Genomic DNA, 19529 nt, shown 5'->3' on the forward strand with positions numbered 1-19529 from the left:
ACCACTTTCGGCGCGTCCGGCCGCCGTCTCAAGGAGTGGAACGGGAGCCCGGATCACTTCGGGGGCGCGCGGGCCTGGGTTACGCTGGGTTCCATCATGCGCAACGGGCTGCTTCTTCTTAGCTGCCGCGTCGAGGGCCTGTAGCCACTGGGGCCGGCTCCCTCGCCGCGGGGAACGAGCTGTGCGCGGAATCGGCGACCCAACGGTGTGTCGCGAGCGCAGCAGAGGCCGGCCAGTCGGTGTTGATCCCTCCCGACCCGCCCGCACCACGCATCCACAGGAAGCCGAGAGTCACCTCCATGACCGAGCAGAGCTCCGCCGCGTCCGTCCCCGCCGCTCCCGCCTTCGTCGACCGGCCGACCCCGATCACCGCCGCCTCCGTGCGCCAGCAGCCCTCGGGCATGCGGTACGGGCGCTACCTGCCGTTCGGCACCGTCGACCTGCCGGACCGCACCTGGCCGGACAAGGTGATCACCAAGGCGCCGCGCTGGCTCTCCACCGACCTGCGGGACGGCAACCAGGCGCTGATCGACCCGATGTCCCCGGCCCGCAAGCGGAAGATGTTCGACCTGCTGGTGGCCATGGGCTACAAGGAGATCGAGGTCGGCTTCCCGTCCTCCGGCGCCACCGACCACGCCTTCGTGCGGTCGCTGATCGAGGAGGGGGCGATCCCGGAGGACGTCACCATCTCGGTGCTGACCCAGGCGCGCGAGGAGCTGATCGAGAAGACCGTGGAGTCGCTGGTCGGTGCCCCGCGGGCGACCGTGCACCTGTACAACGCGACCGCGCCGCTGTTCCGCCGGGTGGTGTTCCGCAACGACCGGGCGGCCACCAAGGCGATCGCGGTGGACGGCACCCGGCTGGTGATGGAGTACGCGGAGAAGCTGCTGGGCGACGACACCGTCTTCGGCTACCAGTACTCGCCGGAGATCTTCGTGGACACCGAGCTGGACTTCGCCCTGGAGGTCTGCGAGGCGGTGATGGACGTCTGGCAGCCGGGCGAGGGCCGCGAGATCATCCTGAACCTGCCGGCCACCATCGAGCGGGCCACCCCGAACGTCCAGGCCGACCAGTTCGAGTGGATGTCGCGCCACCTGTCCCGCCGGGAGTCCGTCTGCCTGTCGGTGCACCCGCACAACGACCGGGGCACCGCGGTGGCCTCGGCCGAACTGGCCTACATGGCGGGCGCGGACCGGATCGAGGGGTGCCTGTTCGGGCAGGGCGAGCGGACCGGCAACGTCGACCTGGTGACGCTGGGGATGAACCTGTTCTCGCAGGGCGTCGACCCGCAGATCGACTTCTCCGACATCGACGAGGTGCGCCGCACCGCCGAGTACTGCAACCAGATGGAGGTGCACCCGCGCCACCCGTACGCCGGTGACCTGGTCTACACCTCCTTCTCCGGCTCGCACCAGGACGCCATCAAGAAGGGCTTCGACGTCCTGGAGGCGGACGCGAAGGCGGCCGGGGTGCCGGTGGCCGAGCACGTCTGGGGCGTGCCGTACCTGCCGATCGACCCGAAGGACGTCGGCCGCACCTACGAGGCGGTGATCCGGGTCAACAGCCAGTCCGGCAAGGGCGGGGTGGCGTACGTCCTGAAGAACGACCACAAGCTGGACCTGCCGCGCCGGATGCAGATCGAGTTCTCCCGGATCATCCAGGCCAAGACCGACGCCGAGGGCGGCGAGGTCAGCCCGGCGGAGATCTGGCGGGTCTTCGAGGACGAGTACCTGCCGACGCCCGGGAACCCGTGGGGCCGGCTGTCGCTGGCCGGCTCGCGCACCCTGACCACCGAGGACGGCCGGGACGCGCTGACCGCCGAGGCCGTGGTGGACGGCGTGCCGGTGACCCTGTCCGGCACCGGCAACGGCCCGGTCTCGGCCTTCGCGGACGCGCTGGCCCGGATCGGCGTGGACGTACGGGTGCTGGACTACGCCGAGCACGCGCTGAGCGAGGGCGGCGACGCCCAGGCCGCCGCGTACGTCGAGTGCGCGGTGGACGGCAAGGTGCTGTGGGGCGTGGGCATCGACGGCAACACCGTGCTGGCCTCGCTGAAGGCGATGATCAGCGCCGTCAACCGCGCGCAGCGCGGCTAATTCGTACGGGTGGTACGCGAAGGGCCGTCCCCCGGGGCGGCCCTTCGCCGTGCGCGCCCCGCATTGTGGCCTGCGCCACACTTTTTCGGATCGGAAGCCGTTCGAGGTACTGACACGTGCCGGTAACCATGGCAACATCGATCCACCGGAGAGCCGGGTCGGTGGGACGGCCTCGGCATCCGGTCGCGTGACCTGCCCTTCGTTGTGCAGGCCGCCTGCCATGTCTGGGGAGTGGCGCCGTGACCAGGTTGTGGGGTGTTCGCCCGAGGTGGCGGACCGACGTTCTCGGTGACTTCTTCTGTCCGGGCTGCGGCGGGGACCGCAACTACCGCCGGCAGCACGGCCGGCGGTGGCTGCGGCTGCTGGGGACGCCGGTCGTCCCGCTCGGGCCGGTGATCGGCAGCGTGCAGTGCACCAGCTGCCACGGGCGCCACGGCGTCGAAGCCCTGGAGCAGCCCACCAGCGTGCGCCTCGGCGCGATGCTGCGGGACGCCCAGTACACCATCGCGCTGGCGCTGCTCGCGGCCGGCGGCACCGCCCACCGGGCGGCCCGCGAGGCGGCCTGCACGGCGGTGCGCGAGGCCGGGTTCGAGGACTGCGGGGAGGCCCAGGTGCTGGCCGCGCTCGCCGCGCTGTCCGGGCTCGGCGACGAACTCCACGAGGCCCGCGGGATGTCCGGGGGCCTGGCGGTGGAGCTGCACGCGGTGCTCGAACCGCTCGCCCCGTACCTGGCCGAGCAGGGCCGGGAGCGGCTGTTGCTGCAGGGGGCCGCGATCGCCCTGGCGGACGGGCGCTACCTGCCGCAGGAGCGGGACGCGTTGGCGGCGGTCGGCAGCTGCCTGGACCTGCCGAAGGGGCGGGTGCCGGCGCTGCTGGAGGCGGCGACCAGGGCGCCGTACGAGAACCTGTAGCGCCGTACGAGAACAGGTGGGGGCCGTACCAGAGCGCGGGTGGGCCGCAGCCCGCCCGAGGACTTTCCGAATCCCCCACAAACGGGCCCGCACCCCCCTCCGGGCCCGCCGTGACCCGCACCGCAGTGGTCCTCCCCCACGGCCCCCGGTGCGGGCAACACGGCTGTCCGCCGCTGTCCGTCGCTGGTGGACAATGGTGGGCATGAGTCTTTTCCGGGACGACGGCGTCGTGTTGCGGGCGCAGAAGCTCGGCGAGGCCGATCGGATCATCACCCTGCTGACCCGCCAGCACGGCAAGGTGCGCGCGGTGGCGCGCGGGGTGCGCAAGACCAAGTCCAAGTTCGGCGCCCGACTGGAGCCGTTCTCGCACGTGGACGTGCAGTTCTTCAGCCGGGGGAGCGAGCTGATCGGGCGCGGGCTGCCGCTGTGCACCCAGGTGGAGACCATCGCGCCGTACGGCGGTTCGATCGTCACCGACTACGGCCGCTACACCGCGGGCACCGCGATGCTGGAGACGGCCGAGCGCTTCGCCGAGAACGAGGGCGAGCCGGCCGTCCAGCAGTACCTGCTGCTGGTGGGCGGGCTGCGCACGCTGGCGGCCGGGACGCACGAGTCGCACCTGGTGCTGGACGCCTTCCTGCTGCGCTCGCTCGCGGTGAACGGGTACGGCGCGAGCTTCACCGACTGCGCCAAGTGCGGCCTGGACGGGCCGAACCGTTTCTTCTCGTTGCAGGCGGGCGGGGTCCTCTGCGCGGACTGCCGAGTGCCCGGATGTGCCGTACCCTCCCCTGAGACACTGGTACTGCTCGGGGCGCTGCTGTCAGGGGACTGGCGGACGGCCGACGCCTGCGAGCCGCGGTACTGGCGGGAGGGCAGCGGCCTGGTCGCGGCCTATCTGCAGTGGCACCTGGAGCGGGGCATCCGCTCGATGAGATACGTGGAGAAGTGAGCACATGGCAGCGCGACGGCTCTTCGGCGGCGGCAAGCAGCGGGACTACACCCCCCCGACCCCGCACCCCAGCGGCGCCAAGCCCCCGAAGATCCCCGGCGAGCTGGTCCCCGACCACGTCGCCATCGTGATGGACGGCAACGGCCGTTGGGCCAAGGAGCGCGGGCTGCCCCGCACCGAGGGCCACAAGGTCGGCGAGTCCGTCGTGCTGGACGTCCTCAAGGGCGCGATCGAGCTCGGCGTCAAGAACATCTCGCTGTACGCCTTCTCCACCGAGAACTGGAAGCGCTCGCCCGACGAGGTGAAGTTCCTGATGAACTTCAACCGGGACGTCATCCGCCGCCGCCGGGACGAGATGGACGCGATGGGCGTGCGGATCCGCTGGGCCGGCCGGATGCCCAAGCTGTGGAAGAGCGTCGTCCAGGAGCTCCAGGTCGCCGAGGAGCAGACCAAGGGCAACGACGCCGTGACGCTCTACATGTGCGTCAACTACGGCGGCCGGGCCGAACTCGCCGACGCCGCACAGGCGCTCGCGCTGGACGTGGCGGCCGGGCGGCTGGACCCGAAGAAGGTCAACGAGAAGACCCTCGCCAGGTACATGTACCACCCGGACATGCCGGACGTGGACCTCTTCCTGCGCCCCAGCGGCGAGCAGCGCACCTCCAACTTCCTGCTCTGGCAGTCCGCGTACGCCGAGTTCGTGTTCCAGGACGTGCTCTGGCCGGACTTCGACCGCCGTGACCTGTGGCGCGCCTGCGAGCAGTTCGCGATGCGCGACCGCCGCTTCGGCGGGGCGATCCCGAACGAGCTGCCCGGCGGTGGACTGGAGCTGCCGGCCCAGCGCTGACGGTCCGGCGGCGGCATGCGGTGTCGACGGCCACGCCGAAGGGCCCGCGGGAGGATTCCCGCGGGCCCTTCGGCGTCGTCCGCACCGGCTGCCCCGGTACGGGCGTCAGGCCTTCTTGGCGCAGTCCGCGCAGGTGCCGAAGATCTCCAGGGTGTGCGCGATGTCGCTGAACCCGTGCTCGGCGGCGACCGAGTTGGCCCAGCGTTCGACCGCGGGGCCCTCGACCTCGACGGTGGCACCGCAGTGCCGGCAGACCAGGTGGTGGTGGTGCCCGCTGCTGCACCGGCGGTAGACGGCCTCGCCGTCGGCGGTGCGCAGCACGTCCACCTCGCCGGCGTCGGCGAGCGACTGCAGGGTGCGGTAGACCGTGGTCAGACCGACGGAGTCCCCGCGGTGCTTGAGCAGGTCGTGGAGCTCCTGGGCGCTGCGGAAGTCAGCGATCTCGTCCAGGGCCGCCGAGACGGCGGCACGCTGCCTGGTCGAGCGGGCGCGCGGCGACGGGCCTGCGGTGGTCACCGTGGGTCCTCCTGGGGTCGTGGGCGTCACGCACCTCATTGTGCCAGCCCGGCCCCCCGCTCCGGGGTGGTCGTGTCGGAGGAAGTCTTTCCCGGGACTTGGCCGGGTGTTTGGCCGGGGATCCGGACGTCGCAGACCTGCGGCCCCGGGTCGGTGCCGTTGGCGTCGCCGCGGCGGTGGCGGCGACGGGCGAGCGGTGCGGCGATCAGGCTGAACACCGCGAAGACCGCGATGGCGAGCAGCACGATGGCCGGTCCGGAGGGCACGTCCAGCTGGTAGGAGCCGGTGACGCCGGCCAGCGAGACCACCACGCCGAGCGCGATCGAGGCCGCCTGGGTGGCGGCGAAGGAGCGGGTGAGCTGCTGCGCGGCGACCACCGGGACCACCATCAGGGCGCTGACCAGGAGCAGTCCGACCACCCGCATGGCGACCGTGACGGTGACCGCGGCCATCACCGCGAGCAGCAGGTTGAGGGTGCGCACCGGTACACCGGTGACCCGGGCGAAGTCCTCGTCCTGGCAGATCGCGAAGAGCTGGCGGCGCAGGCCGACGGTGACCGCGATGACCACCGCGCCGAGCACCGCGATGGTGGCCAGGTCGGCGGGGGCGACGGTGAGGATCGAGCCCCACAGGTAGCTCTCCAGCGAGCCGGCCCCGGCCTGGGCGGACATCGAGACCAGCAGCTTGCCGCAGGCCATGCCGCCGTAGAAGAGCATCGCGAGGGCGATGTCGCCGCGCTGGTTGCCGCGCGAGCGGACCAGCTCCATGGTGACCGCGCCGAGCACGCAGACCAGCACGGCCATCCAGACCGGGCTGGTCTGGAAGATGAAGCCGAGGCCGACGCCGGTCATCGCGACGTGGCCCATGCCGTCGCCCATCAGGGCCTGGCGGCGCTGCACCAGGTAGATGCCGACGGCGGGGGCGGTGATCCCGACCAGCACGGCGGCGAGCAGGGCGCGCTGCATGAAGTCGTAGGAGAGCATCTCGGTCATGCGAGCAGCCTCGGCGGGGTGAGGTCGGCGTGCGGGTGGACGTGGTCGTGGCCGGGCAGCGCGTGCAGGCCGGTGTTGGGCACCGGCGGGCCGTCGTGCGCGACGCAGCCGTCCCGGAGCACCACGGCGCGGTCGATCAGCGGTTCCAGCGGCCCGAGTTCGTGCAGCACGAGCAGGACGGAGGCGCCGCGCCCGACCTCGGCGCGCAGGGTGTCGGCGAGCACCTGCTGGCTGGCGGCGTCCACGCCGGCCATCGGCTCGTCCATGATCAGCAGGTCGGGGGTGCCGACCAGGGCGCGGGCGATCAGCACCCGCTGCTGCTGGCCGCCGGACAGGTCGGCGACGCCGTCCCCGGCCCGGTCCAGCATGCCGACGGCCGCCAGCGCGCGGTCCACCGCGGCGCGGTCCCGGCGGCGGAAGGGCAGCAGCCGGTGCTGCGCCAGCCGGCCGGTGGAGACCACCTCGCGCACGGTGGCCGGGACGCCGGAGGCGGCGGTGGTGCGCTGGGGGACGTACCCGATCCGGTACCAGGCGCGGAAGGAGCCGTACGGGGTGCCGAACAGCTCCAGGTCGCCCTGTTCCAGCGGCACGGAGCCGATCACGGCCTTGACGGTGGTCGACTTGCCGGAGCCGTTGGCGCCGAGCAGGGCGACCACCTCGCCGGGGGCCACGGTGAGGTCGACGCCGCGCAGCACCGGCCGGCCGCCGCGCGAGGCGACGGCGTCACGGAGGCGGACGGCCGGGGGTATCGGGTGGGTCATGGCGGTGCGTCCCGTCAGCTCGCGGGGGTGGGGGTGGCGGAGGCGGCGGGGGCGCTGTCGGGGGCGCCGAGGGCGGCCCGGAGGTTGGCCAGGTTCTGCCGCATGACGCTCAGGTAGTCGTCCTTCGACGGGTCCTTGACGCCCTCCAGCGGGTCCAGGACGGCGGTCTTGAGGCCGAGGTCCTTGGCGACGGTGTCGGCGAGCTTGGGGCTGACCAGGGTCTCGAAGAACACCGTGGTGACGCCGTTGTCCTTGGCGGCCTTCTGCACCTCGGCGAGGCGGGCCGGGGTGGGCTCGGACTCCGGGTCGACGCCGTTGATGGCGACCTGGGTGAGGCCGTAGTGGTCGGCGAGGTAGCCGAAGGCGGCGTGGCTGGTGACGAAGGTCTTGGTCTTGACGTCCTTCAGCCCGGCCTGGAAGTCCTGGTCCAGGGCGGTGAGCTTGGTGACCAGTTCGTCGGTGTTCTTCTGGTAGTCGGCGGCGTGCGTCGGGTCGGCCTTGGCGAACTCGGTGCCGACGCTCTTGGCGATCGCGGCGTAGCGGGTCGGGTCGAGCCAGATGTGCGGGTCGCCGGCCGGGCCCTCGTGCTGGTGGCCGTCGGCCTCGGCGGTGCCCTCGTCGAGGTGGTGGTCGACCAGCGGGCTGGCCGCGGTGGCGTCGATCCGGTGCTTGCTGGAGGACTGGCCGACGGCCTGGTCGACGGTCGGCTGCAGGCCCTTGAGGTAGATGATCGCGTCGGCCTTCTGGACGTTGGCGACCTGCTTGGCGGTGAGCTCCAGGTCGTGCGGCTCGACGCCGGGCGCGGTGAGGTCGGTGACCGAGACGTGCTCCCCGCCGATCTGCCGGGCCAGGAACTCCATCGGGTAGAAGGAGGCGACCACGTTCAGCTTGCCGTCCGTGCCCTTGGCGCTGCTGCCGCCGCTGCCGCAGGCCGTGAGGGCCAGTGCGGAGGCGAGGGCGGTCACGGCGAGGGCGGCGGTCTTGCGGGTCCGGCGGCTGAGCAGTCCGATCATCATGACAATCATTCTCATGTGAAGTGGAAATGATTGTCAACTCACTCGGGCGGGTGAACGGCAGGTGACCGTGGATGGGGGGAGCCGGACGATACCGATTTGAACCCCGTACCCGTCTGGCCGGTAACCTGAGGTATTCGGGTACGAGCAACCAGCCGTGCCCTGACCGTGCCGTACGTACTGAAGAGAGCACTGTGGCCGCCGACAAGATCGACACGATCGTCAGCCTGAGCAAGCGCCGTGGCTTCGTCTACCCCTGCAGCGAGATCTACGGCGGCACGCGTGCCGCCTGGGACTACGGACCGCTGGGTGTCGAGCTCAAGGAGAACATCAAGCGCCAGTGGTGGCGCACGATGGTCCAGGCCCGTGAGGACGTCGTCGGACTCGACTCGTCGGTGATCCTGGCCCGCGAGGTCTGGGAGGCCTCCGGCCACGTCGCCACCTTCAACGACCCGCTGACCGAGTGCCTCTCCTGCCACAAGCGCCACCGGGCCGACCACCTGGAGGAGAAGTACGAGGCCAAGCACGGCTTCCCGCCGCCGAACGGCCTCAAGGACGTCAACTGCCCCGACTGCGGTACCAAGGGCCAGTTCACCGAGCCCAAGGACTTCTCGGGCATGCTGAAGACCCACCTCGGCGTCACCGAGGAGGCCAGCGGCCTGGCCTTCCTGCGCCCCGAGACCGCCCAGGGCATCTTCACCAACTTCAGCTCCGTCCAGACCACTTCGCGCAAGAAGCCGCCGTTCGGCATCGCCCAGACCGGCAAGAGCTTCCGCAACGAGATCACCCCCGGCAACTTCATCTTCCGCACCCGCGAGTTCGAGCAGATGGAGATGGAGTTCTTCGTCAAGCCGGGCGACGACGAGCAGTGGCACGAGTACTGGCTCCAGCAGCGCTGGGACTGGTACGTCGACCTCGGCATGCGCACCGAGAACATGCGCTTCTTCGAGCACCCGAAGGAGAAGCTGTCCCACTACGCCAAGCGCACCGTGGACATCGAGTACCGCTTCAACTTCGGCGGCTCCGAGTTCTCCGAGCTGGAGGGCGTCGCCAACCGCACCGACTACGACCTGCGGGTGCACAGCGAGGCCTCCGGCAAGGACCTCCGCTACTTCGACCAGGAGAGCGGCGAGCGCTACTTCCCGTACGTCATCGAGCCGGCGGCCGGTCTCAACCGCGCCATGCTGGCCTTCCTGATCGACGCCTACTTCGAGGACGAGGCGCCGAACGCCAAGGGCGTCATGGAGAAGCGCGTCGGCATGCGGCTCGACCCGCGGCTGGCCCCGGTCAAGGTCGCCGTCCTGCCGCTGTCGCGCAACGCCGACCTGTCGCCGAAGGCCCGCGGCCTGGCCGCCGACCTGCGCACCGCGTGGAACGTCGAGTTCGACGACGCGGGCGCGATCGGCAAGCGCTACCGCCGCCAGGACGAGATCGGCACGCCGTTCTGCGTCACGGTCGACTTCGACACCCTTGAGGACAACGCGGTGACCGTCCGCGACCGCGACACCATGTCGCAGGAGCGGGTGTCGCTGGACCAGGTCAAGGCGTACCTGGCGGCGCGTCTGATCGGCTGCTGAGTCCGGTACTCCGGGGAGCCCCCGGTCGCCCTCTCGCGGGAGGGCGACCGGGGGCTCCCCGCTTGTTCGCTTGTTCGGCGCCGGACAGGGCCTAGCGCCGGCCCCAGCGGGAGCGCGGGGCGGCCGGCTTCGGGGCGGTCGGCAGGCCGGCCGTGCGCAGTGCGGCGAGGGTGGTGCGGTGGCGGGCGCCGTCGGCGAGCAGGGCGGCCAGCAGCTGCCCGTAGAGCTCCCGGTGGCCGTCCAACGCGGCTGCCAGGCGCACCAGTTCGGTCGGCGGGCGCAGGGCGGCCAGCTCGTGCAGCAGCAGGGTGGCGAGTGCGGGCGGCAGCTCGGTGGCGAGGCCGACCAGGTCGGCGGTCGGGCGGCCGGCCGCCTGGCGCAGCAGGGTCCGGACGTCGGCGGGGCGGCCGTGCTGCTGGAGGCAGGCGGCGAGCGAGGTCAGCTCGGAGGTCGGGGCCGAGCCCCACTCCCAGAGCAGGGTGGCGCCGTCGGCGTGCTGCCCGGCCCGCTCCAGCGCGCCGAGCAGGGCCGGGACGGCGGAGGCCGGGTAGGCCCAGAAGGCGTGGAACAGCTCGGCGGCCTCCTCGGTCAGGCCCAGTTCGCGCAGCTCCGCGAGGACGGCGACCGCGTGCTCGGGGGTGTTCCCGGCGGCGGTCCGGGCCAGCTGCAGCGAGGCGCCGGTCGGGCCCCGCCGGGAGAGCATCCCGACCAGCAGGGCGGCGTCGGCGGGGGCGAGACGGGCGGCGGCCTGGTTCAGCAGCTCCTCGACCTCGGGGAGGGCGCCGGTGCGGTGGAGGCCGGTGATCCGCTCGGTGAGGGCGCCGAGGTCGGGTCGGGTGGCCGGTGGCGGCGGCTGGTGCTGCCGGTGGGGCTCGGGGGGCGGGGGTGGCTGTGGTGCCTGGTGCGGCTGCGGTGCCTGAAGGGGCTGGGACGACCGGCGTGGCTGTGGTGTCCGGTGCGGCCGGGAGTGGAGGTGGGGGCGGGGTTCCGGCGGGTTCGGCTGAGGGTGTTGCCGCTGTCTGAGCTCGATCTCCAACTCCTGGAGCTGATCGCTCAGTTGGAGGCACCGCGCACTCAGCCCCTCGCGCAGGACGCGGGCCTGGGCGAGCTGCCGCAGCAGGTCCCCGTCCGGGTGCTGGCGGCCCGGCGTCGCCCGTATCGCCTCGTTCAGCCGCCGTTCGCGTTGGCTCGCGTAACGGCTCGCGCGGAGTAACTCGTCCAGTTCTGCCCGGAGTTCGGCGGCCCGTTGCTCGTCCTCCGGCTGCTGGCCTGCGGATTCTTCCGTCGACCGCATGCGCATGATCGCCCCAACCTGTCCATCTCTACCCTGACTGCGGGACATCCTGGCGTCGGAATGTGGCGATGGAGTTACGAGAGCGCGACCAGTCGTGCCCGAGTGGTGTCAAGGAGCGCGCAGGGGGCGGCCGTTGCGGGTAGTGCGCCGGTCGCGCTCCCCGCAACGGCCGCCCCGCGGATGCGCGGCCGACCGCCCTGCCGGTGGCGGGTCTCAGCCGCCCAGCCGGGCCCTCGCCTCCATCAGGGCGAACCCGAGCAGGTTCAACCCCCGCCACTCCAGCGGGCGTTCGGCCCGGATGTCGTCCGAGGCCAGCCCGATGCCCCAGATCCGGTCCACCGGGCTGGCCTCGACCAGGACGCGACCGCCGGTGCCCAGCAGGTACTCCCGCAGGGCCTCGTCCTGGCCGAACTTCGCGACGTTCCCCTCGACCACCAGCTCGAACCGGCCCGCCGTCCAGGTCTCCTCGTCGAAGCCCCGCACCAGCCGGCCCAGCTTCTTCGCCTCGGCGGGCGTACCGGCCGCCAGCACCTGCTGCGCGACCTCCTCGTCCCCGAACATCCGGGCCTTCCCGGCCATCATCCAGTGCTCGGCGGAGGCGTACTCCTCCCCGTCGACGCTGAACCGCCCGGGCCACCACTGGCTCAGGCACTCCTGCCGCGTCCCACCGCCCTTGCGCGCGGTGTGCCCCCAGAACATCACCCACTTCGGCCGCGCCCCGGTGTCCATCAGGGCCGCCAGCCCCGCACGGTCGCGGACGTCGGCGAAGCCCCCCACATGCTGCTTGCTCATAATCGTCATTCTGACACGAAGCCTCCGGCGCCCGCCAACCCTTTGCATGCGCCGTCAGCTGATCGAACTCGCCTCAGTCGGTGGCGGCCCGCTCCGCGGCCTCGGTCAGTTCCAGGAAGCGCAGGCCGAGTTCGGTGACGTCCTGTGGCGTCCACTCCTGGGCCGGGCCGTCCAGGCCGATCTCGGCCATGGCGAGGCCGGGGGCGGCGTCGGTCCACTCGGGGATGAACCAGGTCTTCTCCTGTTCGGCGAGCGCGAGGACGGCGGTGTTCAGGGCGTTCGCGGAGTGGGGGAGCCAGAGCTGGAACTCGTGGGTGGGTGGGACGGCCGGGAACAGCCGGGCGCCGGGGAGGGCGGCCAGGGCGGGGGTGAGGGTGGCCGCGTGGCGGATGTGGCCGGGGATCAGCGGGAGCGCGGTGTCCAGGCCGGTGAGCGCGGCGAGGGCGGCGGGCCACTGCTGGTAGAGCTGTCCGCCGTAGCGGTGGCGCCAGGTGCGGGCGTAGGCGGTGAGCGTCCGGTCCCCGGCGAGGGCGGCGCCGCTGATGCCGCCGAGGTCCTTGTAGTAGGAGACGTAGACGCTGTCGGCGAGGGCGGCTATCCGGTCGAGCGACCGGCCGAAGTGGGTCGTGGTGTTCCACAGTCGGGCGCCGTCGAAGTGCACCCGGGCACCGGCCTCGCGGGCGGCGGCGACCAGCTCGGTCAGCTCGTCCCAGCTGGGGAGGACGAAGCCCGGGTCGCGGAGCGGGAGTTCGACCGTCAGGGTGCCGAACGGCTCGCCGAGGCCGCGGAGTTCGTCGGCGGTGGGCTGGCGCGGTTCGGTGGTGGGCCAGAGCCCGCGCAGGCCGGTGAGCTGGCTGTGGGCGTGCCGTTCGTGCCGCTCGATGTGGCTGAGCGGGTGGAGGGCGACGGCCTGGCGGCCGGTCTGCGCGGCGTGGTGGCGCAGGGCGACCTGCTGGGCCATGGTGCCGGTGGGGAAGAAGACCGCGTCCTCCGTTCCCAGCAGCGCGGCGGTGCGCTCCTCCAGCTCCCGGACCGGACCGCCGTTTCCGTAGAGGTCGGGGTAGCTGCCCGGTTCCACCGCGGCGAGGAGCGCGGTGAGCCGCTCGTGCATGCTCAGTGGACGGCTTCCGGACAGGAACCGGGTGCAGGCCCGGCGGGCGGCGCGGAGTCGGTCCCAGTCGATGTGATCGTCGGTCATCCGGCGATTGTCGGACGGGTAGGGAAGTCGGACCAACAGCTTTTCCCGGCCGGGGGCGGGTGCTCAGCAGGATGCGGGCGTGATCTGCCAGCCCGGGAACGACAGGCGCTCCTCGGCCGACCCGCCGCCGCGGCGGACGGACACCCGGTAGTCGCTCGGAAGGTCCTCCGAGACGGTGACCGTGTAGACGGTGAAGGGCACATTGTCGTGCTGGAAGGAGAACACCCGTCGGACCGGGAACGCCCGTCCCTGGCAGGAGAGGTGGTCGATCTCCTCGCCGCGGGCCATCAGCATCCCCGTCCACTCCGTTTGCCGCCGGCCGGTGGTGAACTGGGAGACGTTCTGGAAGATGTCGACCCCGGGGACCGGGAGGGTGCCGAGGTGCAGCTTCTCGGCCGTCGGACAGTACTTGCTCGAGCCCTTCCCGGTGGAGCTCCCGACGCAGAGGCTGTCGGTCTTCTCGGGGCGCCAGATCAGCTCCGGTCCGTAGTCGCTGTTGTCGTACTCGGCCAGGGCGATCTGGCTCTCGTGCGCCGGTGCGGTGCCGTCCTCCCTGGCCATCCGCAGGATCGCCTGCCGGGGTTTCTCCGGGAACGGCGGCCGGGGCAGGCTGGGGATGATCTGCGGCGGGGGACCGGCGGCCTTGCCGTCGGCGGGCCGGTGGCTCCCGGGCGCGACGCTGCACGCGGCAGCGCCGAGGAGCAGAGCCGTGAGGACGATGCGAAGCCTTCCGGACGTGCGCGTGCTGTGGCCCATGCCGAACCCTTCCCCCCGTCACCGCCTACTGCGGTGCACGAAGGGTACGGTCCCACGAGGGCGATGCGCCGGGTAGCCGGTTCCGTCGGCATTTCCGTCACAACTTGCCTACAGGCATGGGGGCGTTCGGTCGGGTCGGCAGTGCTTGGGGGCGTCCGTCAGGCCGACGGCGCGCCGGGGGTGTCGAAGGCGCGGAAGAGGGAGAGGTCCGGTGCCCGGAGGCGGATCGCCGTCCACCGGTCCTGGAAGGCGCGGCGGAGCTGTGCGGGCGGCCAGGGGGTGGGGCGCAGTTCCGGTGGCAGGAGCGGGTCCTGTTCCAGTGCCCGGCTCAAGGCGTCGGCCAACTCCAGTGCGGCCACGACGAGTTCATCGGGGTCGGGGGTGAGGGGTTGCCGGGCGAGCGCGTCGGCGAGCGGGCGGTAGGCCTGGACGGTGTCGGCGGCGGGCCAGAGCCGCTCGGCGATCGACGTCGGGTCGGTGAAACCGGGGCCGGTGAGCCGGGTGGCCTCGGCGGTGATCAGGTAGTCGCCGACCGTGGACTCCGAGGTCTCGGTGACGAGTTCGGCCCGCAGGTCGTGCGGACTGAGGTAGGCGCCGGGGGTGAGCGGGGCGGCGCCGAGTCGGGTCAACGCGGCCCGCAGGGCGTCGCGTTCGGGCCGGTGCTGCTCGGGGACGGAGAAGGTGTGGAGCCGCCAGCGACCGTCCCACGGGGCCCGGCCGGCGTCCTGTGCGTAGGCGAGCGCGATGAGCTGGGCGTCCTGGTCCGTCCGGAGCCGTCCGGTGTCGGTCAGCAGCAGCCGGCCCTTGCGGCCGCGGCCCTCCTGTCGCAGGACGCCCGCCGCCTCCAGTCGGCGGATCGCCAGCCGGACCGGCTGGTCGGCCAGCCCGGCCGACGCGGCGAGGTCGTAGACGTAGGCGAGGGAGGCGGTGCCCTGCGGGTCGAAGCAGGCCTCGACGACCGTCCGTGGTGCGGCCCTGTAGTCGGACAACGGGGGAACCTCAGCTCTCGATCGCGCCCCCGGCGGCGGCCCGGGCGCCCTCCCAAGGGTAGCCGTGGCGGCAGAAGGCCTCGGCGATGACGGCGGGCCGGCCCTCGACGTCGTCGTCGAACAGCACCCGGCCGACCGGGGATTCGATCCGGACCTTGCCGCCGCGCCGGAAGACGCCGCCGATCTGGTCGCGGGCGATGACCCGGGTGTCGTCGCCCTCGACGATGGTGATCCGCTCGTCGGAGATGCGCAGGGTGGCGGCGTGGTGGGTGAGGAAGAGCCCGATGAGCAGGCCGACGGCCGCCAGCAGGGCAGGCCGGCCGATCACCATGGCGGGGGAGTCGAAGGAGCCCAGGAACCGCACGGTGTCCGCGTACGGGATCGGGTGCTCGGCGGCGAATCGGAGCAGCCAGGGGACGGCGAAACCGAGGCCGGCGCCGGCCACGCCGCAGAAGACCCAGATGACCACCTTGGTGTCGAGGGGCATCCGGAGCTCGGTCTCGGTCGGCCGGGCATCGAAATCGTTCTTCATGGATACGACCGTAGCAGAGGCGATAGATTAACGCGGGATCCGGCGCAGGGCGGCGCGGCAAGGCGTGGGGCGGCGCGGCGCGGGGTGAGGTGGCTCGATGCGCTCGGATCGCGGTCGGCGTCGCGGGCGCGCCGATGATGCGCGGGGCAGGCACGCCGTCGACGGCGGCCGTGGTATCCGGCTCGATGAACTCCGGGCCGCCGTGGTCGGGGCAAGGGGGCCGGCGGGCGAACCCGGGTTGTCGCGCGGCCCGTACGGGCGGCGTGCGCGGGGGCCGGTGCTGCTGGGTGGGCCCCCGTGCGGGACGTTCAGGAGTACTGCTGGTGCAGGTTGTCGGGGAACAGGCCGTTGCCGTGGTGGGTGGCGAAGGTCGAGTAGACGGCGCGGATCCGGAGGGCCTGGGAGGTCCGCCGCTGTTCGATCAGCAGGCCCTCCGTACCGTCCGCCGCCTGCCGGTGGGCCCGCTCACGGCGGACCAGGTGCAGCGTGGTGCCGCCGACGACGGCCGCCAGGGCGGCCAGGAACACGAGAACGAAGCTCATGAGCTCCCCCTTCCTCCGGGCTCGATCACTGTGCACACCAAGTATGGCGGAACCGGCCGTTGGGCCACCACGGCCTGAAGTAGCTTGACAGGCATGGCAGATGACAGCACAGGAGGCTCCCCGGCGGCCGCCCCGCCGCCCGTGGCCGCCCCCTCACCCGTGCGCGGTGCGGTGCCCGTGCTGATGTTCGCGCAGGGTGTCGGGGTGGCGGGCACCCAGGTCACGGCGCTGGCCCTGCCCGCGCTGGCGATCCTGCTGCTGGACACCGGGCCGTTGGCCGCCTCGCTGCTGTTCGCCCTGGAGTACGGGGCGCAGGGGCTGACCGGGCCGTTCGCCGGGGTGCTGGTCGACCGGGTCGTCTCCCGTCGGCGGCTGCTGGTCGCGGTGGACGTCGTCCAGCTGCTGCTGATCGCCACCGTCCCGCTGGCGTACGCGGTCGGTGCGCTGACCCTGGTCCACCTCTGCGCGGTGGCCGCCGTCTCCGGGGCGCTGGGTGGACTCTCGGCCATCGCGGTGCCGACGGTGGTGGCGGACCTCGCGCCCGAGGACGGCCTGGTGGCGGTCAACGCGAAGCTGGCCGGGGCCCGTTCGGCCGGCCAGATCGCCGGGCCCGGGCTGGCGGCGGCCCTGGTGCAGTGGGTGGGTGCGGCCCCCGCGATGCTGGCCGACGCGGTCGGCTACGGGCTGTCCGCGCTCGCCCTGGGCCTGCTCCGCCTCCGTCCCCGGCTCCCGCGGGGCGGGGAGTCGGAGCGCTCCGCCGCGCGCCCGGGGGTCGTCGAGTCGCTGCGCGAGGGCGTCGACGTGCTGCGCGAGCGGCCGCTGCTGGCCCGGCTCGCCGTCGCCGCGGCCGCGCTCAACCTCGGCGGGGCCGGGCTGGCCGGGCTGTTCGCCTACTTCGCCTACCAGGTGCTCGGCCTGGGCCCCGGCGAACTCGGGCTGACCCAGGCCGTCTACAGCATCGCCGCCGTCACCGCCGTGCTCACCGCCCGGCGGGTGATCCGGCGGGTCGGCCTGACCAGGGTGATTCCGCTCTTCGGCCCGCTCGCCGCAGCTGCCCTGTTCCTGATCCCGCTGGCCTCGCTCGGTGCCGCGCTCCCGGTGCTGATCGTCTACCAACTGGTGTTCGGCTTCTGTGCGACGGTCTGGGGCGTGAGTTGGCTGACTCTTCAGCAACAGCTGTCGCCACCAAGGCAGTTGGGCCGAGTGCTCGGCCTGTCCCGCTCGATCGGCCAACTCGTCATGCCGGTCGGGGCGTTGCTCGGCGGGGCGCTGGCCGGTGCGGTCGGCACCACCGCCGCGCTGGCCGTCTTCGCCGCGATCGCCCTGGCCGGCACCCTCGCGGTGGTCACCGCCCGGCCCGGACCGGCGGTGACGGTGGGGAGCGGGGCGTGACCCGCGGTCCGGCGGGGTAGCCTGCGCCCCATGTCCGCTCCTGCCGCCCTCAGCCTCCCCACCCGTCACGACGGCGACCCGGACCGGGTCGCACTGGTCGTCCCCGGCGTCGGCTACTCGCCCGCCCGGCCGCTGCTGCACTTCGCCGGCTCCGTACTGCTCCGGCACGGCTGGACGGTGCAGGAGCTGTGGTGGCAGATCCCGGACGGTTTCCGGGAGTTCACCGAGGAGCAGCGGATCGCCTGGGTGGAGCGGCAGGTCGCCGAGGCGGTCGACGCCGAGGGCGGCGCCTGCCGACTGCTGGTCGGCAAGTCGCTGGCCTCCTTCGCGGCCGGCCTCGTCGCCGACCGGGCCCTCGCGGCCGCCTGGCTGACCCCGGTCCTGACCGTCGACCCGGTGGTCCGCGCCCTCCGCCGCACCCCGGCCCCCACCCTGCTGATCGGCGGAAGCGCCGACAAGCTGTGGGACCGGGACCTCGCCGACTCCACCGGCCACGCGCTCCTGGAACTGCCCGCCGCCGATCACGGCCTGGAACTGCCCGACGACCCGCTCGGCTCGGTCGACCTCCTCCGGGAGGCGGTCACCCGCCTGGACTCCTTCGTCGGTGGTCTGAACGGCTGAACTCCGTTCCCCGGCAGCCCGGTTGGCTGCGGCGGGCTGCCCGAGCGTCACCGTCGTGCTGGGAACCCGTGGCGGCGGGACGCCGCCGTCACGGCCAGGGCGAGGGCCAGCAGGGCCAGGGCCGACCAGGGCAGGGAGGCCGTTCCGGCGTGGTCGAGGAGGAGGCCGCCCGCGCCCGCGGCGGCGGCGATGCCGAGGTTCCAGCAGGTGACCAGCAGGGACTGGGCGAGGTCGGCGGCCGTGTCGGCGGCGTCGGCGACGGCGGTCTGGAGCAGGGTGGCGACGCCGCCGAAGCCGAGGCCCCAGACCGCGGCGGCGGCGTAGACCGGCCAGGAGGCCGAGCCGAGCAGGGCGGCGGCGACGGTCAGGGCCGCGGCGGCGACGAGCAGGCAGGCGATCAGGGTCAGGGTGCGCAGGTGCCGGTCGATCAGGGCGCCGGTGACGGCGATGCTGACCAGCGAGGTCAGCCCGAGGACGAGCAGCACGGTGTCGGTCCGTCCGCCGAGGCCCAGCGGTTCGATCAGCGCCGCGACGTAGGTGTAGAGGATGTTGTGGGCGAGCACGAAGGCCGCCGTGACCGCCAGGACGGCCGCCACGCCGGGGATCCGCAGCACCCGCCGGAGCGGCAGCCGGTCGCCCTCGTCCTGGCCGGGGGCGGGCGGGACGGCCGCGGCGATCCAGCCGACCAGCGCCAGGGCGAGCACGCTCATCAGCCCGAAGGCGACCCGCCACCCGGCGGCCCCGGCCAGCAGGGTGCCGGCCGGCACCCCGATCGAGAGGGCGACGGTGGCGCCGCTCATCGCGACCGCCATCGCCCGGCCGCGCTGTTCGGGCGCGACGATGCCGCGGGCGTACCCGGCGAGCAGTGCCCAGAGCAGTCCGGCGACCAGACCGGCCGCGAAGCGCGCGGCCATGGTGAGCAGGTAGTCGCCGGAGAAGGCGGTGACCGCGTTGGCCACGGTGAAGCCGCCGACGGCCAGGAGCAGCAGCCGCTTGCGCGGCCAGCCGGCGGTGGCGGCGGTCAGCGGGATGGCGGCGACGATGGAGCCGACCGCGTAGAGGGTGACGGACTGTCCGGCGCCGGACTGGCTGACGCCGAGGTCGGCGCTCATCGCGGGCAGGACCCCGGCGGGCAGCGCCTCGGTCATCAGGGTGATGAATCCGGCGGTGCTCAGCGCCAGCAGGGCCGGCCAGGGCAGCCGGGCCGGCGTCCCGGTGTCGGGCCCGGCATCGGCGCCGGCGGTGGTCGGGATCGTCATCGAGGGGGCAGGGGAACGGAGTTCGTTCGTCGGCATGCGCCGATGGTCTATCGTTGACATCGATGTCAAGGTCCAGTCGGAGCGGCTCGGTCGGGATGTGAGGGTGGTCACCATGCGGATCGGCGAACTGGCCCGGCGGACGGAGACCGTGCCGCGTCTGCTGCGCTACTACGAGCAGCAGGGCCTGATCCTCCCGAGTCGCGAGGCGAACGGCTACCGCGACTACGACGAGCGCACGGTGGACCGGGTGCTCCAGATCCGCGGACTGCTGGACGCGGGGCTGCCGACCCGGATCATCAAGCAGATCCTGCCCTGCCTGGACGCCCCGCGGACGATCCACTTCACCGACGCCACCCCGGAGATGCTGGAGACCCTGGAGTCGGAGACCGAGCGGATGACCCGCCGGATCCAGTGCCTGACCCGCAACCGGGACGCGATCCGGGAGTACCTGGACGTGGTCAAGGAGCTGGCCTGAACGGCCCGGTCCGGAAC

The 19529-nt window shown here is 72.7% G+C and carries 20 protein-coding genes; 8 read left to right on the plus strand and 12 right to left on the minus strand.

Features of this window, described 5'->3' with window-relative positions:
* Nucleotides 1-299 precede the first annotated feature (299 nt).
* From leuA to ABTZ03_RS02490, 4 genes are all read left to right on the plus strand, one after another.
* Entirely contained in the window at nt 300-2096 is a 1797-nt protein-coding gene (gene leuA, locus ABTZ03_RS02475; RefSeq protein WP_350510987.1) for a 2-isopropylmalate synthase, read from the plus strand.
* A gap of 239 nt (nt 2097-2335) precedes the next feature.
* The gene (locus ABTZ03_RS02480) at nt 2336-3007 is read left to right on the plus strand and encodes a TerB family tellurite resistance protein (RefSeq protein ID WP_350510988.1); all 672 of its coding nucleotides are present in this window, start codon (nt 2336-2338) and stop codon (nt 3005-3007) included.
* Between the two features lie 202 nt (nt 3008-3209).
* Nucleotides 3210-3956 (plus strand): DNA repair protein RecO, encoded by a 747-nt coding sequence (gene recO, locus ABTZ03_RS02485; RefSeq protein ID WP_350510989.1) that lies wholly within the window; start codon nt 3210-3212, stop codon nt 3954-3956.
* Nucleotides 3957-3960: 4 nt separating this feature from the next.
* Entirely contained in the window at nt 3961-4803 is an 843-nt protein-coding gene (locus ABTZ03_RS02490) for an isoprenyl transferase (RefSeq protein WP_350510990.1), read from the plus strand.
* A gap of 105 nt (nt 4804-4908) precedes the next feature.
* On the opposite strand, the gene ABTZ03_RS02495 is transcribed toward ABTZ03_RS02490, so the two are convergent.
* The 4 genes from ABTZ03_RS02495 to ABTZ03_RS02510 are packed head-to-tail and all read right to left on the minus strand — an operon-like array spanning nt 4909 to nt 8088.
* Nucleotides 4909-5319: a Fur family transcriptional regulator gene (locus ABTZ03_RS02495; RefSeq protein WP_350510991.1), complete on the minus strand. Its 411-nt coding sequence runs from the start codon at nt 5317-5319 to the stop codon at nt 4909-4911.
* Nucleotides 5320-5354: 35 nt separating this feature from the next.
* The gene (locus tag ABTZ03_RS02500; protein WP_350510992.1) at nt 5355-6311 is read right to left on the minus strand and encodes a metal ABC transporter permease; all 957 of its coding nucleotides are present in this window, start codon (nt 6309-6311) and stop codon (nt 5355-5357) included.
* Entirely contained in the window at nt 6308-7072 is a 765-nt protein-coding gene (locus ABTZ03_RS02505) for a metal ABC transporter ATP-binding protein (RefSeq protein ID WP_350510993.1), read from the minus strand. Before ABTZ03_RS02505 ends, ABTZ03_RS02500 begins: the two co-directional genes overlap by 4 nt.
* 14 nt (nt 7073-7086) lie before the next feature.
* Nucleotides 7087-8088: a metal ABC transporter substrate-binding protein gene (locus tag ABTZ03_RS02510; RefSeq protein WP_350510994.1), complete on the minus strand. Its 1002-nt coding sequence runs from the start codon at nt 8086-8088 to the stop codon at nt 7087-7089.
* A 191-nt stretch (nt 8089-8279) separates the two neighbouring features.
* Here ABTZ03_RS02510 and ABTZ03_RS02515 point away from each other — a divergent pair, with 191 nt between their 5' ends.
* Nucleotides 8280-9662: a glycine--tRNA ligase gene (locus ABTZ03_RS02515; protein WP_350510995.1), complete on the plus strand. Its 1383-nt coding sequence runs from the start codon at nt 8280-8282 to the stop codon at nt 9660-9662.
* Between the two features lie 91 nt (nt 9663-9753).
* On the opposite strand, the gene ABTZ03_RS02520 is transcribed toward ABTZ03_RS02515, so the two are convergent.
* From ABTZ03_RS02520 to ABTZ03_RS02550, 7 genes are all read right to left on the minus strand, one after another.
* The gene (locus tag ABTZ03_RS02520) at nt 9754-10956 is read right to left on the minus strand and encodes a hypothetical protein (protein ID WP_350510996.1); all 1203 of its coding nucleotides are present in this window, start codon (nt 10954-10956) and stop codon (nt 9754-9756) included.
* A 213-nt stretch (nt 10957-11169) separates the two neighbouring features.
* A complete protein-coding gene (gene ybiA / locus ABTZ03_RS02525; RefSeq protein WP_502894370.1) occupies nt 11170-11748 on the minus strand; it encodes a riboflavin biosynthesis intermediates N-glycosidase in 579 nt (192 codons plus the stop codon).
* Nucleotides 11749-11821: 73 nt separating this feature from the next.
* Nucleotides 11822-12946, minus strand: coding sequence for a threonine aldolase family protein (locus ABTZ03_RS02530; RefSeq protein WP_350510997.1), 1125 nt, complete (start codon nt 12944-12946; stop codon nt 11822-11824).
* 63 nt (nt 12947-13009) lie between these two features.
* On the minus strand, nt 13010-13702 hold the full coding sequence (locus tag ABTZ03_RS02535; RefSeq protein WP_350510998.1) for a hypothetical protein: 693 nt from the start codon (nt 13700-13702) through the stop codon (nt 13010-13012).
* A gap of 158 nt (nt 13703-13860) precedes the next feature.
* Nucleotides 13861-14691: a transcriptional regulator gene (locus ABTZ03_RS02540; RefSeq protein ID WP_350510999.1), complete on the minus strand. Its 831-nt coding sequence runs from the start codon at nt 14689-14691 to the stop codon at nt 13861-13863.
* Between the two features lie 10 nt (nt 14692-14701).
* Nucleotides 14702-15223 (minus strand): YqeB family protein, encoded by a 522-nt coding sequence (locus ABTZ03_RS02545; RefSeq protein ID WP_350511000.1) that lies wholly within the window; start codon nt 15221-15223, stop codon nt 14702-14704.
* 308 nt (nt 15224-15531) lie between these two features.
* On the minus strand, nt 15532-15765 hold the full coding sequence (locus ABTZ03_RS02550) for a hypothetical protein (protein WP_350511001.1): 234 nt from the start codon (nt 15763-15765) through the stop codon (nt 15532-15534).
* Between the two features lie 93 nt (nt 15766-15858).
* Between ABTZ03_RS02550 and ABTZ03_RS02555 the strand changes: the two genes are divergently transcribed.
* Together ABTZ03_RS02555 and ABTZ03_RS02560 are read left to right on the plus strand one after the other, a co-directional pair.
* The gene (locus ABTZ03_RS02555) at nt 15859-17157 is read left to right on the plus strand and encodes an MFS transporter (protein WP_350511002.1); all 1299 of its coding nucleotides are present in this window, start codon (nt 15859-15861) and stop codon (nt 17155-17157) included.
* 30 nt (nt 17158-17187) lie between these two features.
* Nucleotides 17188-17778 (plus strand): alpha/beta hydrolase, encoded by a 591-nt coding sequence (locus ABTZ03_RS02560; protein WP_350511003.1) that lies wholly within the window; start codon nt 17188-17190, stop codon nt 17776-17778.
* Nucleotides 17779-17825: 47 nt separating this feature from the next.
* On the opposite strand, the gene ABTZ03_RS02565 is transcribed toward ABTZ03_RS02560, so the two are convergent.
* Complete coding sequence (locus ABTZ03_RS02565; protein ID WP_350511004.1) at nt 17826-19073, minus strand: MFS transporter; 1248 nt, start codon at nt 19071-19073, stop codon at nt 17826-17828.
* Between the two features lie 76 nt (nt 19074-19149).
* On the opposite strand from ABTZ03_RS02565, the gene ABTZ03_RS02570 reads away from it, so the two are divergent.
* Nucleotides 19150-19512, plus strand: a complete 363-nt coding sequence (locus ABTZ03_RS02570; RefSeq protein WP_350511005.1) for a MerR family transcriptional regulator — start codon at nt 19150-19152, stop codon at nt 19510-19512.
* Nucleotides 19513-19529 lie beyond the last annotated feature (17 nt).

Source organism: Kitasatospora sp. NPDC096077 (genome assembly GCF_040303245.1).
Classification (GTDB): Bacteria; Actinomycetota; Actinomycetes; order Streptomycetales; family Streptomycetaceae; genus Kitasatospora.

Bases quoted from the DNA above. Each gene is read 5' to 3' on its own strand.
- leuA (WP_350510987.1), top strand. From the start codon at position 300: ATGACCGAGCAGAGCTCCGCCGCGTCCGTCCCCGCCGCTCCCGCCTTC.
- recO (WP_350510989.1), top strand. From the start codon at position 3,210: ATGAGTCTTTTCCGGGACGACGGCGTCGTGTTGCGGGCGCAGAAGCTC.
- ABTZ03_RS02490 (WP_350510990.1), top strand. From the start codon at position 3,961: ATGGCAGCGCGACGGCTCTTCGGCGGCGGCAAGCAGCGGGACTACACC.
- ABTZ03_RS02500 (WP_350510992.1), bottom strand. From the start codon at position 6,311: ATGACCGAGATGCTCTCCTACGACTTCATGCAGCGCGCCCTGCTCGCC.
- ABTZ03_RS02505 (WP_350510993.1), bottom strand. From the start codon at position 7,072: ATGACCCACCCGATACCCCCGGCCGTCCGCCTCCGTGACGCCGTCGCC.
- ABTZ03_RS02510 (WP_350510994.1), bottom strand. From the start codon at position 8,088: ATGATGATCGGACTGCTCAGCCGCCGGACCCGCAAGACCGCCGCCCTC.
- ABTZ03_RS02520 (WP_350510996.1), bottom strand. From the start codon at position 10,956: ATGCGGTCGACGGAAGAATCCGCAGGCCAGCAGCCGGAGGACGAGCAA.
- ybiA (WP_502894370.1), bottom strand. From the start codon at position 11,748: ATGAGCAAGCAGCATGTGGGGGGCTTCGCCGACGTCCGCGACCGTGCG.
- ABTZ03_RS02530 (WP_350510997.1), bottom strand. From the start codon at position 12,946: ATGACCGACGATCACATCGACTGGGACCGACTCCGCGCCGCCCGCCGG.
- ABTZ03_RS02535 (WP_350510998.1), bottom strand. From the start codon at position 13,702: ATGGGCCACAGCACGCGCACGTCCGGAAGGCTTCGCATCGTCCTCACG.
- ABTZ03_RS02545 (WP_350511000.1), bottom strand. From the start codon at position 15,223: ATGAAGAACGATTTCGATGCCCGGCCGACCGAGACCGAGCTCCGGATG.
- ABTZ03_RS02550 (WP_350511001.1), bottom strand. From the start codon at position 15,765: ATGAGCTTCGTTCTCGTGTTCCTGGCCGCCCTGGCGGCCGTCGTCGGC.
- ABTZ03_RS02555 (WP_350511002.1), top strand. From the start codon at position 15,859: ATGGCAGATGACAGCACAGGAGGCTCCCCGGCGGCCGCCCCGCCGCCC.
- ABTZ03_RS02560 (WP_350511003.1), top strand. From the start codon at position 17,188: ATGTCCGCTCCTGCCGCCCTCAGCCTCCCCACCCGTCACGACGGCGAC.
- ABTZ03_RS02565 (WP_350511004.1), bottom strand. From the start codon at position 19,073: ATGCCGACGAACGAACTCCGTTCCCCTGCCCCCTCGATGACGATCCCG.
- ABTZ03_RS02570 (WP_350511005.1), top strand. From the start codon at position 19,150: ATGCGGATCGGCGAACTGGCCCGGCGGACGGAGACCGTGCCGCGTCTG.